At 42.9% G+C, this 16950-nt stretch carries 13 protein-coding genes; 3 read left to right on the top strand and 10 right to left on the bottom strand.

What is annotated here, in order from left to right:
- Positions 1-40 precede the first annotated feature (40 nt).
- The 8 genes from ACQ86K_RS27170 to ACQ86K_RS27135 all read right to left on the bottom strand — a co-directional run bounded on the left by ACQ86K_RS27170 (position 41) and on the right by ACQ86K_RS27135 (position 10576).
- Positions 41-439: a response regulator gene (locus tag ACQ86K_RS27170; RefSeq protein ID WP_091165122.1), complete on the bottom strand. Its 399-nt coding sequence runs from the start codon at positions 437-439 to the stop codon at positions 41-43.
- A 265-nt stretch (positions 440-704) separates the two neighbouring features.
- Positions 705-1529, bottom strand: coding sequence for a family 16 glycosylhydrolase (locus tag ACQ86K_RS27165; protein WP_091165130.1), 825 nt, complete (start codon positions 1527-1529; stop codon positions 705-707).
- A 254-nt stretch (positions 1530-1783) separates the two neighbouring features.
- The gene (locus ACQ86K_RS27160) at positions 1784-2734 is read right to left on the bottom strand and encodes a glycoside hydrolase family 32 protein (RefSeq protein ID WP_431199116.1); all 951 of its coding nucleotides are present in this window, start codon (positions 2732-2734) and stop codon (positions 1784-1786) included.
- Entirely contained in the window at positions 2734-3312 is a 579-nt protein-coding gene (locus ACQ86K_RS27155) for a glycoside hydrolase family 32 protein (protein WP_431199115.1), read from the bottom strand. Before ACQ86K_RS27155 ends, ACQ86K_RS27160 begins: the two co-directional genes overlap by 1 nt.
- 120 nt (positions 3313-3432) lie before the next feature.
- Positions 3433-5139 carry a RagB/SusD family nutrient uptake outer membrane protein gene (locus ACQ86K_RS27150; protein ID WP_091165138.1) on the bottom strand — a complete coding sequence of 569 codons (1707 nt, stop codon included), beginning with the start codon at positions 5137-5139 and terminating at the stop codon, positions 3433-3435.
- Between the two features lie 18 nt (positions 5140-5157).
- The gene (locus ACQ86K_RS27145; protein ID WP_091165142.1) at positions 5158-8298 is read right to left on the bottom strand and encodes a SusC/RagA family TonB-linked outer membrane protein; all 3141 of its coding nucleotides are present in this window, start codon (positions 8296-8298) and stop codon (positions 5158-5160) included.
- Positions 8299-8326: 28 nt separating this feature from the next.
- Positions 8327-9238, bottom strand: coding sequence for a carbohydrate kinase family protein (locus tag ACQ86K_RS27140; protein WP_091165145.1), 912 nt, complete (start codon positions 9236-9238; stop codon positions 8327-8329).
- A 12-nt stretch (positions 9239-9250) separates the two neighbouring features.
- Positions 9251-10576: a sugar porter family MFS transporter gene (locus tag ACQ86K_RS27135; RefSeq protein ID WP_091165151.1), complete on the bottom strand. Its 1326-nt coding sequence runs from the start codon at positions 10574-10576 to the stop codon at positions 9251-9253.
- A 419-nt stretch (positions 10577-10995) separates the two neighbouring features.
- Between ACQ86K_RS27135 and ACQ86K_RS27130 the strand changes: the two genes are divergently transcribed.
- The 3 genes from ACQ86K_RS27130 (at position 10996) to ACQ86K_RS27120 (ending at position 15884) form a co-directional block, all read left to right on the top strand.
- Entirely contained in the window at positions 10996-13719 is a 2724-nt protein-coding gene (locus tag ACQ86K_RS27130) for a hybrid sensor histidine kinase/response regulator transcription factor (protein ID WP_218134399.1), read from the top strand.
- A 213-nt stretch (positions 13720-13932) separates the two neighbouring features.
- The gene (locus ACQ86K_RS27125) at positions 13933-14295 is read left to right on the top strand and encodes a PAS domain-containing protein (RefSeq protein ID WP_431199114.1); all 363 of its coding nucleotides are present in this window, start codon (positions 13933-13935) and stop codon (positions 14293-14295) included.
- Positions 14283-15884 (top strand): ATP-binding protein, encoded by a 1602-nt coding sequence (locus ACQ86K_RS27120; RefSeq protein ID WP_431199113.1) that lies wholly within the window; start codon positions 14283-14285, stop codon positions 15882-15884. Before ACQ86K_RS27125 ends, ACQ86K_RS27120 begins: the two co-directional genes overlap by 13 nt.
- 234 nt (positions 15885-16118) lie before the next feature.
- On the opposite strand, the gene ACQ86K_RS27115 is transcribed toward ACQ86K_RS27120, so the two are convergent.
- Both ACQ86K_RS27115 and ACQ86K_RS27110 read right to left on the bottom strand, forming a co-directional pair.
- Positions 16119-16751, bottom strand: coding sequence for a CHAD domain-containing protein (locus tag ACQ86K_RS27115; protein WP_431199112.1), 633 nt, complete (start codon positions 16749-16751; stop codon positions 16119-16121).
- Between the two features lie 2 nt (positions 16752-16753).
- Positions 16754-16894 carry a hypothetical protein gene (locus ACQ86K_RS27110; protein WP_431199111.1) on the bottom strand — a complete coding sequence of 47 codons (141 nt, stop codon included), beginning with the start codon at positions 16892-16894 and terminating at the stop codon, positions 16754-16756.
- Positions 16895-16950 lie beyond the last annotated feature (56 nt).

Here is a 16950-nt window from a genome sequence, read left to right as displayed (position 1 = left end):
ACTTTTAAAAATTGAACACCTGTGAAATGAGTAATCATCCTTATGTTTTCGAACGCTCAACACAGGCCGCTAATACCAGATCAAGCACCGGCCGTGAAACCGGTTTGCTAAAAAAGCCGGTAACATAGCTATAGCTAAGCGCGCGCTCACGGTCTGTTGGATCGATGGATGAGGAAAATACATAGAGTAGTGGTTTAACCGGCAATGCAGGGTACAGGTCCCTAAAGCCTTCAAGGAAATCCCAGCCGTCAAACCTGGGCATCCTGATATCCAGAAAAATAACATCCGGGCAATCCGCCGGGTTATCTGTCAATGATTTTAACGCATCTTCACCGTCGTAACTATGTGACACGGGTTTAAAACCTTCAATTCCTGCAATAAGCTTATCCAGTATAATATGGTCAAGTTTACTGTCATCAATAAAGAGTAATCGGAACATAATTGGTAATTATGATATTGTTGCATAAGTTAAGATATATTATCCGCTTTTAAAAAAATGGATAGTATTACTACGCTCAACCTGCAATTGGGAAAAGTTATTGTAGTATTGATTAATTTATTTAATAAATTATGTGTGTTTCTATTTTTGAAAGTAATAGCTAAAAGGGCACGTATTTCGCTTTTGCGCACACATACCCTTTTTAGTTTTAATGAACCAGGAATATCACCGGTATCGGAGAAGCAAGCTTATAATTTGGTTAAAGCTATAACGTAGCGCTTTTTTCAACAATTACATTCCTTGCGCGCATGTAAGTGGTACCGGTAGGACCGGGTGATCCTGACGACCCTTCCATTTGGTAATCAATAATAATATTCAGGTTTTTACCAACAAAGTTAGCGCCCGTTTGGGTGCTTTTTAAAACACCATCTATCCAGTATTCAATGGACACGTCGGTCGCATTGGTCTTGGTCATATAAACCGAATAAGTGTGCCAGTTTCCGGGGCTGGAAATAGTTGTACCCACACTCGACCAGCCTCCGCTTGCATTTTTGTAGGTGTTTGTCCAGCAGGTTGCACTTCCTTTAAATTCCATAAAATCGCTTTCGGGGGGCCATGAGTCAGCTCCTGTAACCCAAAAGGCAGGCCATGTGCCAGTTTGTGATTCGCACTGAAATTCACCTTTAAAATGCCACTTAGGCCAGGAGTCGGTTACTACAGGTACGGTCTTGGCATAAACTGTCCCGGAATAATAATGGATCGGTAAATATGGATCTTTATTGCTGTTGCCAACGCTGCCGCTGGGCGCACTGGTTAGTGTAAGCACACCTCCGGAAACTGATATATTTTGAGAGCGCATACGGGCAGACCCATTATGATCAGATCCCCAGGGATACAGGTCATTCCAATAAGTGCTGTACGAGCTAAAGGAGGTGGAAGGAACAACATTTACCCATGATACCGTATTAGTTGCAAGATGACTGGCTGAAGTATTTGCGGCGGAGTTGACGGTGGCTGCATTATCTTTTCTACATGCAAAAAACGATGTAATCACAATAAATGCAATTAAAACAAAAGTTAAATTTTTCATAATAAAGATTTTTTAGGTTAATAGGTGTGCTTCTCCCGATAGTTAATGAGAGTACTGGTTAATTGGTGAAACAAATTAACATACTTAAAATTCCATGGATAGGGGGCAAAACTGGAATTTATGGGGGTTATTATATATTAATATTATAATATAACGATACGATAAAGCGATTGGAGAAAGTGCCCCGAAATGCCCGGAAATGAAAAAGGTTGTTTTCGGGATGAAAACAACCTTTCAGAGCTTACTGTCGCCGGTTATTTCCAGATAGATTTCAATCCGGAAATGCTGATATTATTAATGGCTAATTTTCCGGTGGTTTTAACTGCAAGGTTGTTGAAATCTTCGGTTGGGAAATAGATTGCAGTCATGGTGGTTAAACCTCCGTCGGCAAATAACTCTACCGATGATTTGTCGACTACCAAAATGACGTCGGAATTTTTAGCTGTGCTTAGTCGCGGAGCCGTAAAACAGCCCGAAAAATTCTTTTGGAAATCCATTTTTCCGGCTTTGGTACGATCTATATAGTATTCATCTTTTGCAGGGTCATAACCAATAAGCAGTTCTTCACCTTTAGGGTTTGACAGCCCGATGCTATAATCTTTTAAGGTAGCAAAACTCATTTTTAAGACATACCGGCTTTTGAGCTTATTAATTTTTGAAGTAAGATCAAGAGACCGGTTAACCAAGGGTTGCTTTAACACAATTGTTTTTTCTTCAATATTTTTTAGCTCAGTCACCGGCTTGGATATCAGTAAAATTTGGCCTTTGCTTTGTTTCAGGCTAAGCTCACGTGGAATGGTTGCAGCATTGCGCCAGGCCTTTGTAGGTACCTGGTTGGCATATTGCCAGTTGCTCATCCACCCTAAAAATATTTTACGGCTGCCGGTATTGCTCCAGGTAATGCCTGCATATTCGTCGGGACCGTAGTCAAGCCACCTGGTATTTGAATCAAGTGGACTAAATTTGTTCCCGTCAAAATTTCCTACAAAATATTGCGTTGCCGAACCGCCGTTAGGCCCGCCGGGGTTAAGGTTTACGATCAGGATCCAGTAGGTTTTTCCGTTCATTTTTAGCGGGAACAGATCGGGGCATTCCCATACGCCACCGTGCGCACCTGCTTTGATACCGAATTCGCTTTCTTTTTTCCAGTTTTTCAGGTCAGGGGCCGAATAGAAGGAGATATGATCTTGTGTTGCAAGGGTCATTACCCATTTTTCTCCGGGGCATACCACATCACTTTGGGGTCGCGGAAATCCCGGACTCCTGGGTTTTTCAAAACCGGGTTGCCGCTATATTTAGTCCATGTGCCGCCGCCATCCAGGCTATAGGCAAGGCTTTGGTTTTGAAACTTATCGGTGCCCTCTTTTTCTCCTTTAGGATCATGATGGGTGAATATGGCCACCAGGGGTATTTTGCCATTTTTACCAAACCCGGTTGTATTATTGGAATCGGCAACAGCGCTACCAGAAAAAATATATCCAAGGCTATCAGGATATAAAGCGATAGGTAACTGTTTCCAATGGACCAGGTCCTTACTTTCCGCATGCCCCCAGTGCATTGGTCCCCATACAATGTCTTTAGGATAATACTGGAAAAATAAATGATAAGTATGGTTATAATAAACCATACCGTTTGGATCATTCATCCAATGTTGGGCCGGTGAAAAGTGTACCTGGGGGCGATGCTCATCGGCATAAGGTTTTGGGGAGGAATCCTGGGCCTTACAAATACAATTTAAAGCAATAAGGAGAGGCAGTATTAATGTGCCGCATTTTGTTTTCATAATTTAAGCTTTTAATAGGTTATACATTTGGCAGGGTATGCAAAAACTTATGGTATTTGGTATAAAAAAGGGAATCCCGGCCTGAGTTATCAGGCCAGGGTTCCGTTGTTTAATTATAGTTTAATAGCCAGGGTTTTGTTTATATAAACCGTTGGTGAACGTAATCTCCGATTGCGGAATCGGAAGGTATTCATCTCTTCCGGCAGTAAATTTAGCCGTTGCTAAAAATGGTCTCCTAACTTTTTCCACGTTAATGTAGTCGTTTAAAGTTGTTTCTGCAATTCCCCATCTAACTAAGTCAAAGAAACGTGCCCCTTCGGTAGCAAATTCCAATCGCCTTTCCCATTGCAAAGCTTTACGGGCATATTCCTGTGTCCAGTTTACCGGGCTGTATGGTTTTACATTGTAGGATGAAGGGAAAGTTCCATCCAGCTTTTTAAGCCGCCCCGTACTGGCTGCCGCCCTGTTTCTGATTTGATTAATTAATGGCAGCGCACTTGCCTGTTGCCCTAACTCAATATAAGCTTCGGCCTGCATTAATAAAACGTCATCATACCTGATGATATCATAGTTTTTTGCCGAGCCCATAAACGGTCCCAGTTTAAAATAAGATGCGCTTGTAGCTAACTGCTGGTTACGCATGGTATGAAAGTTGCCATAAACTCCCGGGTCACGCACCCAACTGTTACTAAAAGGTTTGGTGTTATCATATTTATACGGATGCCCGTCTATACCAACAGTATGGTCTAACCTGGTATCTACAGTAACTTTTGACAGATCGGCTATGCTGTTATTGAATGTATCAAAGTTAGGTAAACCATTGGCATCAGTTGTATAGGCATTTACTAAATTCTGACTTGCAGCATGGAACCCGCAGCAGCCGTATTGAGGTGCCCCGTGCGGATAGTTTAAGCCATCTTCAAAATTTAAACGCCCGGCGGTAGTACCATCATTGATTGTAAATTGTATGGCAAATACCGATTCCGGTCCGTTCTCTGTTTCGGGTAAAAAATTATCAGCAATATCTGCACTTAAGGAATATTTACCGGATGCGATAACTGCTTGCGTAAGTGTAACAACCTCCTGTAACCTTGTTTTATTGATATTGATCACATGGTGTTTATCATCCTGCTCATAGGCCTGGTACAATCTTAATTTGGCTAAATAAGCCTGAGCGTTTAATTTATTGGCCCTGGCCAGATCGGGTTGAGTCGTCGGCAAATTATCAACTGCATATTGAAAATCAGCGGCAATTTTATTCCATGAATCGTCATTTGATAAAGTATTTGAAACTTTCAGGATGTCGGCAGGAGTCGCGGTTTCATCAAAAATAGGGATGTTTTTATATAGCAATTTCATAGTAAAATAGCTATGTGCCCGCAAAAACCTCAATTCGGCCAAACGGATCTTTTTGTTTGGGAATTCAGCATCCGAAAGGGAGTTAACTGCCCTAATCGCCACATTTGCCCTTGAAATAGATTTAAACAAATTTTTCCAGGTGCGTGACATAAACGAATCCATCGAGGGCGTTACCAGGTTGTAATGTTCCAAAGCATCAACTTCGCCAACATCTCCTGTGCCGCCGCCACCTTTATAAGCATCATCTGAACGGACGCTGCCATAAGCCCAGTCACTATATATTGGCCCTATCATATCGCCATTCCCGATAGCTGCATAAGCTGCGGTTACCAAACCTTCAACGGCAGCCGGTGATTTTAAATCTGAAGGAGATAATACACCCTTTGGAGTATAATCTAATGCTTTTTTACAGGAACTAAAAATTATTAGCCCCGATAAAATAGTTGTTACTAATATTTTCGATTTCATATTGAATGATTTTTTTCGTTAAAATGATGCATTGACGCCAAAGCTGAAGATCCGTGGAATTGGGATAGGGTTGAGGTCAATCCGCTCAGGATCTGGGCTCAGGTACTTGCTGCTTTTTACAGTAAAGATGTTTTCGGCCATGGCAAACACCCTTAACCTGGTAAATACAGCTTTAGGTAAAATGGTGTATCCAAGTTGAAGGTTCCTTAATTTGAAATAAGAGGTGTTTACAATGAAGTAATCGGAAGTACGGCCTTCGTTGTTATTGTCTTTTAACGTTAATGCCGGTACATTGGTGTTGGTATGCTGCGGCGTCCAGCCATCAAATACGCCGGGGCCAACGTTTTCGCGGCTGTGCATCAAATTGTTAAACAGAGTATATACGTCAAACCCCTTTCGGCCGGCAACACCTGATCCGAATATAGAGAGGTCGAATTTTTTATAGGTGAGATCAATTCTTGCGCCGTACTCTAAAGTCGGTAAAGTAGTCCCTATCCAGGTTTGATCGTTGGCATCAATTTTTCCATCGTGATTGATGTCTACATAGCGGATCCTGCCAGGACCTGCGCCGATTTGCGTTGGGGCAGCATCAACTTCGGCCTGTGATTGGAAAAGTCCATTGGTTTTATAACCAAATATATCAAACTGTGAATGCCCTATGATGGTATTGTCTATATTGCCCGGGTAAGCTGGTCTAACGTTCTCCGGTAAATCGGTGATCTTATCCCTGAAATGAGAGAAGTTTAAAGTCACATTGTAATTAAAATCTCCTGACCGTTGACCGTGGTAGGTTAATAAAAACTCCCAGCCTCTATTGGTTTTTGATGCACCGTTAACGGTTTTAGATTGTCCTTCACCCAGTGCGGACGCAACCGGAGGAGTAATCAGGATGCCGGTGGTTTTCCGGGTAAAATAATCGAATGAACCCGAGATTTTGCCGTTTAATATAGCAAAGTCCAACCCCGTGTTTAGTTCGTCGGTTGTTTCCCATTTAAGGGCAGGGTTTGCTGCCTGGGTCTGAACGAAGCCTGATGGCAGCGCTCCTGTATTGGCGCCGGATAATGAATATGCGGTACCAACGTTCATATATTGTTCCCAAAAGCCTGGCGTAAGTTGGTTTTGGGTAGTGCCGTATCGTGTGTTGTAAAGCAAGTAACGCGACAGGTCGCCAATTTCCTGGTTACCTACCCGGCCTACGCCGGCCCTTAACTTAAGTTCAGAGAATATACTGCTGTTTTTCAAGAAGTTTTCCTGGTCTATTTTCCAGCCGATTGAGGCGGAAGGGAAAATACCATATTGGTTGTTGGTACCGAACCTTGATGAACCGTCGCGCCGAACGGTAGCCGACACTAAATATTTGCCGGCGTAATTGTAATCAAAACGACCGAATTGCGAAAATAGGCTATTACCTATTGATCTGCCGGTAACTATGGTATTTCCCGTGCCGGCGTCCAACGTAAAATAATCTTCTGTTTGGATTGTATATCCCTGTTTTAAGGTTGTTTGAAAATCAGTAAAGGTTTTAATATACTCTGTACCAACTAATATTTTAAAATGATGCTTGCTATTCAAATCATAGCTGTACCTCAAAGTGTTAGAAAGCGTGGTGCTTAGATAATGGTTCTGATCAAAAAATAAGCTGTTGGTAGTGCGGTTTAATGCACCCTCCGAAAAAGTTGGTGTAATTACCTTGCTCAGGTAGTCTGCATTATCGGCACCATAATTTGACCGGAAGTATAAATTCTTAATGGGCTGTACTTCTAAAAATACGTTGCCGAATGTGTTTAACCTGTTGGCGTTATTCCATTTGGCAAGGTCCTGCATGTGCAGTGGGTTGTTCCTGTCAGAGTAACCAGCCCCTGATTCGCCGGCGTAGGTTACTCCATCTTTTTGATATACCGGGATGGTTGGTGCCAGCGTAACCGCCAGGAATGGAGTAGTAGCACCACCCAGGTCCGTTGTGGTAAGAGTTTCGTTTGAGTTGGTGATTTTTATATTGACGCCGAAGGTAACTTTGCCATCAAAAGGCCGCGTTATGGCATTAATGCTACCGGTGGTACGGCCGTATTTGGTAAAACGCACAAGGCCGGTGTTTTTGATGTTTCCAAAATTTATTTGGATAGAAGAGTTTTTGTTGCCTACCGAAGCCGTGAAATCATTATTGTAGACAAAGGCTGTTTTATATAATACGCTTTGCCAGTCGGTATCGCCGGCGGGAGTGTTGGGGTCGCCTCCTACAAACGGTTTAGGCGTAACGCTGTTTAAAACAGGGTTACTGAAATTATTATTCCAATCAAAGTTATAGATCTCTCCATAACCCGCGGCGGGGTCCTGTCCGTCGTTAACTGAAGCTTGCCACAAGGCCCTGCCTCTGTCTACCGAGTTCAGCATTTTAAACCGTAACGATTTTTCGGACTGGATTGAAGTACTGTTATTGAACTGAAACTGTACCTTGCCCTCGGTGTTGCCGCCGTTTTTTGTTGTAACGATGACAACGCCGTTAGATGCGCGTGAACCATAAATTGATTCGGATGAGGCATCTTTTAATACCTGAACTGATGCAATATTTGAAGGCGACAGGTTTTGAAATACTTCCGGCCTGGTGGTTGGGATTCCATCAATAATATACAGCGGGTTATTGTTGCCCAAAGTATTGGCGCCCCTGATCAGGATCCTGCTGGTTGCTCCATTTGCCGAGCCATCTTTTTCAATATATAAACCGGCAACACGCCCCTGTAAGGCCTGCATGGTATTTCCCGAACTATTGTTTTTTACCGGTGCCAAATCAACAACCGCAACTGCGCCTGTTAAATCCTTCTTTCTTTCAGAAGTGTAACCGGTAACAACTACTTCATTCAGCTTGTTTTCGGCATCTTTAAATATTACATCAAGCGTTTTGGTGTCGGCAGTAATAGTTATTACTATTGGTTTGGCGCCTACGTACGAAAACCGCACCGACTGGCCGTTTTTTACATTGATGCTAAACTTTCCGCTGGCATCTGATAGCGTTGATTTTTGGGTTTCAACAACCACAATGGTAACTCCGTCTATAGGTTTCGAGGAGTTATCTAACACAGTCCCGCTTATGGTCCGGGATTGTGCATATCCTTCACTTATGAGCAGTATAAGAAAGGAACAAATAAGTAATAATTTTCTCATTGATTTTTGTTTAAGTGTAATTGGTTGGTTAAAACATCTTGTTTATAAAGTCTTGGTATTCTTTGATTTTATAATCCGGACAACCTCCTTTCTTCGTTGCAATGAAGCCGCCCATCGCTATTGCATTTTTTAATAAAATTTCTGGTGATTCGCCACGGTAATGGTTGGCTATGAATGCCGCTAAAAAGGAATCGCCGCTGCCTATGGTATCGCTTACTTTTACCTCGCGCCCGGCAATGTGATAAGCTTTTTCTTCTTTGTAATAGGAAGCGCCAAACTCGCCTTTGGTAACTATGATTTCGGGTATGTTAAAATGATCCTGGATAAATTTGATCTGTTCCGATTCTTTCCAGAACGAACCTCTGAACAGGCCCTGCACCATCTCAAGCTCGGCCTGGTTAAATTTTACGATGTTGGCTTTGTGCAGCAGATCGGCCAGCAGGTCACGGCTTATAAAGGGCGGCCTCAAATTAATGTCGAATACTTTGATAGCATCGCTTTCCAGCAGCTCAAACAAGGTATTACGCGATACGTTGTTCCTTGACGCAAGGCTGCCGAAAACGAAATAGGTTGACGGCCTGATCTGTGTTTTAATATGCTCGCTGTCATTAATAAAGTCCCAGGCTACAGGAAAAATAATCTCGTAGGATACCTCGTTGCCATTATTCATTTTGGCGATTACCTGGCTGGTTGGGTGTTCGGTGTCAGTTTGCAGCAGGTGCTTTTTTATGCCCCAGTTATCGAGCAGGTTTTCAAGCTTTTGGCCATCGGGATCATTACCAATTTTACTTACCAGGCTGGCGGGCATACCCAGTTTATTAAGGTGGTACGATACATTCAGCAATGCCCCGCCGGGCTGCGGGCCATCCGGCAAAACATCCCAAAGTATTTCGCCGTAGCAAATGGCCGGTGTTAAGGTATTTGTATGTAAGTTCATCATTGCAGATCCTGATTAATGCATTACCATATTAGTTTCAATTTGCTCCAGCGATCTGCCTTTTGTTTCGGGCATCAACCTCCACACAAAAATTAGCTGGCATATCATCATGGTGCCGAAAAAGGAAAATGTTATTGTTCCGCCAAGCTTTTCGGCGAAATATGGAAAGGAGAAAGCGATCAATGCCGCCATGATCCAATGGGTTGAGCTGCCCAGTGTCTGGCCTTTTGCACGTACCTGGTTTGGGAATATCTCCGAGATAAATACCCAGATAACTGCCCCCTGCGAAAACGCAAAGAATGCAATGAACAGCATCATATAAGCGGGAACGGCAAAGCCGCTCATGTTTCCTGAGTAAAAGGTATAGGCTACCAGGAACAGGGAAATGATTAAGCCAGCCGAGCCGATGAGCATCAGGATACGGCGCCCAACTTTATCTATCACATTAATAGCGATGAGCGTGAATACAAAGTTGATAGCCCCCAGGCCAACTGTTGACAGTAATGATGAATGAGCACCTAAACCTGCCATTTCAAATATGCGGGGTGCATAATAAATAATAGCATTGATACCCGAAACCTGGTTGAAAAAGGCGAACAGCACAGCTAATATTATAGGCGTTTTATATTGACCCGAGAAGAGGTTGCCGCCGGAAGCAGTATCATTTAAAGTTGAGTGTTTGATAGATGCCAGCTCCTGTTCACAGTTAAGCGGATTAATGATCCGTAAGATCCCGAGGGCCTTTTCCATTTCGCCCTTTTTAAGAATAAGCCAGCGCGGGCTTTCAGGTATAAAGTAGATCAGTATTAAAAACAGAGCCGAAGGGAAAGCCTGTACGCCAAGCATCCATCGCCATGAAGTTTCGCCAACCTGGCTGATAAGGTAGTTGGACAGATATGATATCAGAATGCCCAGCACCACATTAAACTGAAACAGGCCCACCAGCCTGCCCCGGCGGTCAGCAGGTGAAACTTCTGAAATATAGATAGGCGCGGTAACCGATGAGATACCAACACCAAGACCGCCCAGCAGTCTGAAAACCAGAAATGCATACCAGCTATCGGCCAGTGCAGTGCCCAATGATGATAGTAAATATGCCGCAGCTACAAAATAAAGCGTGTTTTTACGGCCAAACAGATCTGAAGGCCGGGCTCCTAACAATGACCCGATGACTGTTCCTATTAGTGCGATAGAAATCGTGAACCCATGCTCCACTACGGATAGGTGCCAGAATTGCTGGATAGATTTTTCAGCGCCCGATATTACAGCGGTATCAAACCCGAAAAGGAAGCCACCAAGGGCCACGACCATGGACCAGGCCAGGACGGAGTGTTTTCTCATAATAATTATAAAAGGTGTTATATTGGATTTATTGAGGCCAAAGTAGGGTAATGGGCCATGTGAGGGTTATTGATTTTGTATCAATAAAGTATAAAAATCAATCTTGTTTTATCTTATTGGTTTACAGTTAGATAAAATAAAAAATGCGAAATTTGAAATTGAAATATTCGTTTATGTTACCTGTTACTTTCAATTTGGTTACATCACTCCGGTTGTGAGGTAGGTTGCCCGGCCCTATAAATTTGTTTTTCAGGAACGTTTATAGATATCTTTACTTTGTTTAATCCTAAAAGGGAAAAAATAAACCAATAATTAACCCTGTTTTATTACCTTTTTCTTCCAAATAATCTGAGCTTATGACCTTGCTTAATAAGTGGCATGCAAAAAACATAAGGACCGGTATCCTACTGATCGGTTTTATGATGCTTATTGCTGCCGGTTGTAAGCGGGCTGATAAAACATCACAGTATACGATAGGGTTTTCGCAATGTATTGGTTCTGATCTCTGGCGTCGCACGATGCTTGATGAAATGAGGATGGAACTTTCATTACACCCTGACGCCCGGTTTATTTATGCCGATGCGGACGGTAACAGCAGCAAACAGGTTGAACAGGTGAAAAAAATGCTGGACGATGGCGTCGATCTGTTGATCATATCACCCAACGAAGCGCAGCCCCTCACCGGGATAGTGGAGCAAACGTACAATAAAGGTATCCCGGTAATTGTGATCGACCGTAAAACATCATCAGCTTTATATACAGCTTATGTTGGTGCGGATAATTACCAGATAGGTAAAATGGCGGGTGAATATGCAGGTGCCCTTTTAAAGGGAAGGGGGAACGTTGTAGAAGTTATGGGGCTGCCCGGCTCGTCTCCGGCTATTGAGAGGGACCGCGGCTTTTCCGACGGTTTAAGGAAATACACTGATATTAATATAACAGACAGGATATATGGTGATTGGTTAAAGGATAGCGCTAAAAAACAATTGACCAGGATAGCGCCTGTTATAAAAAATGCAGATGTAATATTTGCACATAACGACGTAATGGCCCTCGGGACCAGAGAGGTGCTTGACAAATTTAAAATTCATGGCACCAAAGTATTGGGAGTTGATGCCTTGCCCGGACATGGAGGTGGCCTGCAAATGGTTGCTTCAAAAACTATCAATGCCAGTATGCTATATCCTGCAGGGGGTAAAGAAGCAATTATGACCGCTTTCAGGATCCTGAACAAAGAGTCGTTCGCAAGGGAAAACCTGCTACAGTCGGTTGTTATTGACTCTGCCAATGTACAGTTAATGAAAATGCAATGGAGCAAGATCAGCAGTCAGCAGAAAGATATTGAACGGCAACGATCATTATTGACTGAGCAGCGTGAGGTGTACAACAGCCAGCAATTGGTTTTAAATGTAATTGTAATGTCGCTGGTGTTAGCTATTGTTTTTGGCGGTCTTGCATTTTACTGGCTCATGGAAAACCGGAAGATCAACAAAAGCCTGGAGGCAAAAAATAATGAAATTCTGCAACAGCGTAACCAGCTGATCGAGATGTCGGCAAAGGCTGAAGTAGCTACGGAGGCTAAATTGCAATTTTTCACTAATATTTCTCACGAATTCCGTACGCCGCTCACACTTATCCTCTCGCCGGTAGAAGATATGATGAGTAATGAAAAGCTAAACCTGGTTGCCGGGAAAAGCCTGAAACTGATCCATAAAAATGTATACCGTTTGCTGCGCCTGATTAACCAATTGATTGAGTACCGTAAAATAGAATACGATAAACAACAGATCAATGTATCACCCAATAATATTGTTGAATTTGCCCGGGAGATCATCACCAGCTTTCAGGAAAATGCCCAGAAGCGTAATATCAGCCTGAGCCTGGTAAGCGATGAGCAACAGATAATTGTTTGGTATGATGTTAACCTGTTAGATAAGGTGTTTTTTAATATCATAGCTAATGCGCTGAAGTTTACCAGCGACAATGGCCGTATCCAGGTGAGTTTCAAAAACAGAGATAATAACTCTGTTGATATCGCCATCCAGGATAACGGGATAGGTATGGAGCCGCAGGACACCACCCATGTATTTGAGCAGTTCTACCAGGCCGAAAACAGCTCTTCGGGAGGATCCGGATTAGGGCTTGCACTGTCAAAAGAAATCGTATCCCTGCATCATGGCAGTATCGAAGTTAAGAGTAAAAAATGGGAAGGAACTACTTTTACCATTAACCTGCTATTGGGAAATGGTCATTTTGACCAAACTGCCCAGGAGCACGTTAATGCAAAACAAACAGATCTTGAAGAGCGGGCAAAAATTTATGTTACAGACCTGGCTACACCTGTGTCAGTGGCCGATGAAGGGCAAATATTCGGCACGCCCAGGGAGCAATCCATATTGATCATCGAAGACAATAAAGACCTGCTGAGCTACCTGAGTGAAAAACTGGGAGCTACTTATGAGATATTTACAGCGGATAATGGCACAAGCGGATTAAATGAAACCTTTGAGCGTGTTCCGGACCTGATCATATCTGATGTGGTGCTGCCGGGGATGTCTGGCAAAACGTTAACAGTAAAACTAAAAACTGATGTACGTACCTCGCACATCCCTATTATTCTTTTAACGGCACAAGGCAGTGTTGAACAACAGATAGATGGGATTACTTGCATGGCCGATGCCTACATTGTTAAGCCATTTAATTTTGATTATTTACTCGCGACCGTGAAGAATTTGATCAAAAGCCGGGCAACACTTAAAGAACATTTTACCAGCGATGTAAGTAAATCAACTGTACCTGTATCAAAAGCCCTTGACAAAAAATTCCTGAATGATTTTGCGGGTATTGTAGAACAGAATTTAGCGAATGAAAACTTTAGCGTTGATGAAATATGTAAACTGATAGGTGTTTCAAGAATCCAGCTTTACCGAAAGGTTAAAGCGTTGCTTGGCTGCAGCATCTCTGATTACATATTAAACCGCCGGCTAAAAAAAGCGAAATATTTGTTAATGAATGAAGGGTATCCGATATCCGAAATAACCTATATGGTGGGTTTCTCTACGCCAAACTATTTCTCCACGGTTTTTAAAGCAAAATATGGCTGTACGCCAAGTGAATATAAACGCAAGCAACAGCATTCATAGGTTTTATTTTCTGATCATTAACGAAGGAATAAACGTTAGCTATTGTATAACAAGATAACGCCGCATACACAGTTATTAAAACCTTTTTTGCCAATCCCTGTTACTCCTGCATCGAAACGGCCTGTTGAGTTTTCAATGATTAGATAAGATGGATAACCACACATCTACATAAGACGGATATTTACAGACAGCGCAAAAAGAAGATAGCTTTTCATGAAGAATAACTTATTACCTGACCTCTTCACACTAACCGCCATTTTTGAAGGAATGGAAGATGCGGTATTGAGCCATGATCTTGACTATATTATTTTAAATTGCAATACGGCTGCTGAAAAAATGTTTAGATGCCCGGCCCCGGTGTTGTTAGGGCAGAACATCCTTGGCCTGATCCCCGAAAGCGTCCGTCAGGAACAACTGGCTATTCTTGAACGTGTATGGTCAGGTGAAAGAGTAAACCACTTATATACTGTCCGCAACGACAAACTACATGTCGATTTTCCGGTATCACTTACCATTTCCCCAATAAAAAATGAAGAGGGGAGGTTATTGGAGCATCACACATTATGCGTGATGTGACTGACGAAAGAGAGACAGAAGAGAAACGGGGCATGCTGGCTGCAATTGTTGAAAATTCTGATGATGCCATTATTAGCAAAACCCTTAACGGGATCATCACTACCTGGAACGGTGGTGCCGAAAAGATTTTTGGTTACCAGGAAAGAGAGACTATCGGTAAACATATATCTATTCTCATTCCTCGTGACAGGCTGTCCGAAGAGGATATCATCATTAAAAACATCAGGAACGGTAATAAAGTTGATCATTTTCAAACAGTTAGGCTGCACAAAAATGGAAGCGCCATTGATATATCTCTTACAGTTTCACCGGTAAAGGACCGGCATGGAACCATTATTGGTGCATCAAAGATCGCCAGGGATATTACAGCCGCAAAAAAAGCCGAAACGGCTATCCGACACCAGGCGGAAAAATTGAAGATCCTGAATACTATAGGGAAAGCCATTTCGGAGAAACTTGATACCGAATCTATTCTGCAAAAAGTAACGGATGCCACTACACAAATTACCGGTGCCACTTTTGGCGTATTTTTTTATAATACCATCAATCAGGACGGCGAAGCCTATATGTTGTACTCTTTGTCGGGCGCACCAAAAGAGGCATTTGAAAATTTCGGAATGCCCCGGAATACGGCAGTTTTCCATCACACATTTAGCGTTGAAGGCGTACTAAGGGTAGATGATATAACGAAAGACCCCAGGTATGGACAAAATGCGCCGTATTTTGGAATGCCCGAGGGGCATCTGCCGGTAGTAAGCTACCTGGCCGTGCCGGTTATAAGCAGTTCAGGCAATGTTGTTGGTGGCTTATTCTTTGGTCACCCGGAAGCTGGGGTTTTCCTGCAGGAGCATGAAGACATCGTGGTTAGCCTGGCTTCCCAGGCGGCAGTGGCACTCGATAATTCCAGGCTGTTTACAGAAGTAAAAGAGCTGAGTCAGAAAAAAGATGAGTTTATCGCTTTGGCTTCCCATGAATTGCGAACCCCTCTCACTTCTATGAGCGGTTTTTTACAACTGCTGGAACGAAAGGTAATTGATGTACACCAGCCTTTTGTTGCAAAAGCAATAACCCAGTTAAAAAAGCTGAATGCCCTGATCAATGACTTGTTTGATATCTCAAAAATACAATCCGGAAAATTGCAGTTTTATTTTGAAGAATTTGATTTTGCGGAGCTTATCAAAGAAAACCTTGAAGCTATCCTGGAAGCATACACATCACATGAAATTTATTTCGAAGAAAGTGGAGAAATGATTTTAGAAGGGGATAAAATGAGGCTGGATCAGGTACTAACCAATTTGGTCACCAACGCGATCAAATATTCGCCGGAATCTGATAGAATTGAAGTATCAGCAAAAAGGTCAGAAACGGAAATTCAGGTATCTGTTAAAGATTACGGTATGGGCATCAATGAGGAAAATATCAGCCACATATTCAGCCAGTTTTATCGTGCAAAAGATGTAAACAGTAGCATTACTGGCCTGGGCTTGGGGTTATATATTACCAAAGAGATTATTGAACGGCATGGGGGCCGCATTTGGGTAGAAAGTGAGGCCCGGATGGGATCGACTTTTTCTTCGTGTTACCGCTAAAAAAACGAAACAGCGTTAATAGCCACCTCCGAAAAAAGAAGAAGAGAGGGTCTGAAGTTGTGCTTTTCCATCAATTAAGGCATCAGGCTTTGCACTCAATATATGCCAGCAGGCAAATGTTAACATACAACACCGATTTCTTAAGCCATTTGTATATGTCAACAGCCCGATTTTTATAGGTGTCCTATAATAGGGTAATTCGAATTTGTACTTTTTTACATCTTTACGCTATAGTTAAATTGCGGCCGGTGGACTTGCCTGTTCGCGGAAATTCCTGGTGAGTGTGGTGAGTTGTCTTTCAAGCACGGTGGCCTGCTTCTTTAGTCCTTTGAGTGTCTCTTTGCTGTTCCGGGTATCCGCCGTGGTTGAAAGAAGTGCGATGGCCAGTTCATTGTCATGCCAGTCGCCGATGGCTGCCTGCACCAGGTCAAGATAAGGTTCATTAAAAGTGAGGTCCAGTTCTGGGCCAGCGAGGGGGTAATTATAAAGAAGTACCTTCAGTTGTTTACGGCAGGTATGCAATTCCTCATTAAAACGGGGGCGGCTTAAGGCTGCAGCAATAATTTCCAGTCGTTGCCTGTAATATAGGGAGAGGTGATGTTTACTGATCGGCCTGATCTGCTTCAGCAGTTTGCGGCGTGTTTTTCGGAGCCAAACCCGGTGCTGATCCTTATCGGTGTTAAATGCCCGGGTGGTGATTTTCATGATTTGCTCTTGCTCCCGGATAAAATCGGTGTTTTCACCAACTGCTTTGCCCAATTCCTGGTTTATATAGGCATTCCTGATTTCGCCGGCCTGCTTAAATATCTTACGAACAGGTTTGAAGCGTTTCTCCAGCGCAACATCCTTTGCCGCGCTGTCTCCCAAGATCAAAAGCGCCCGTAGTTTTTTACCCCGGTGCGAAAACGATGCAAATCTTCCTGTTCGCCGTTTTCGACAAAAGAGCGGAGATGGCGTTTCATGGTTCGCCATGTCTTAATTATATACTTCTTTTCCGTCTTCTTTTTCATAGCCGGCGGCATAAAAAGGATGCCACATATTCAAAAATACGGCTAAAACGACAAAT

The organism is Mucilaginibacter sp. P19, assembly GCF_050632265.1.
In the GTDB taxonomy this organism is placed as follows: Bacteria; Bacteroidota; Bacteroidia; order Sphingobacteriales; family Sphingobacteriaceae; genus Mucilaginibacter; species Mucilaginibacter gossypii.
This window is presented reverse-complemented; position numbering and strand designations above follow the sequence as displayed.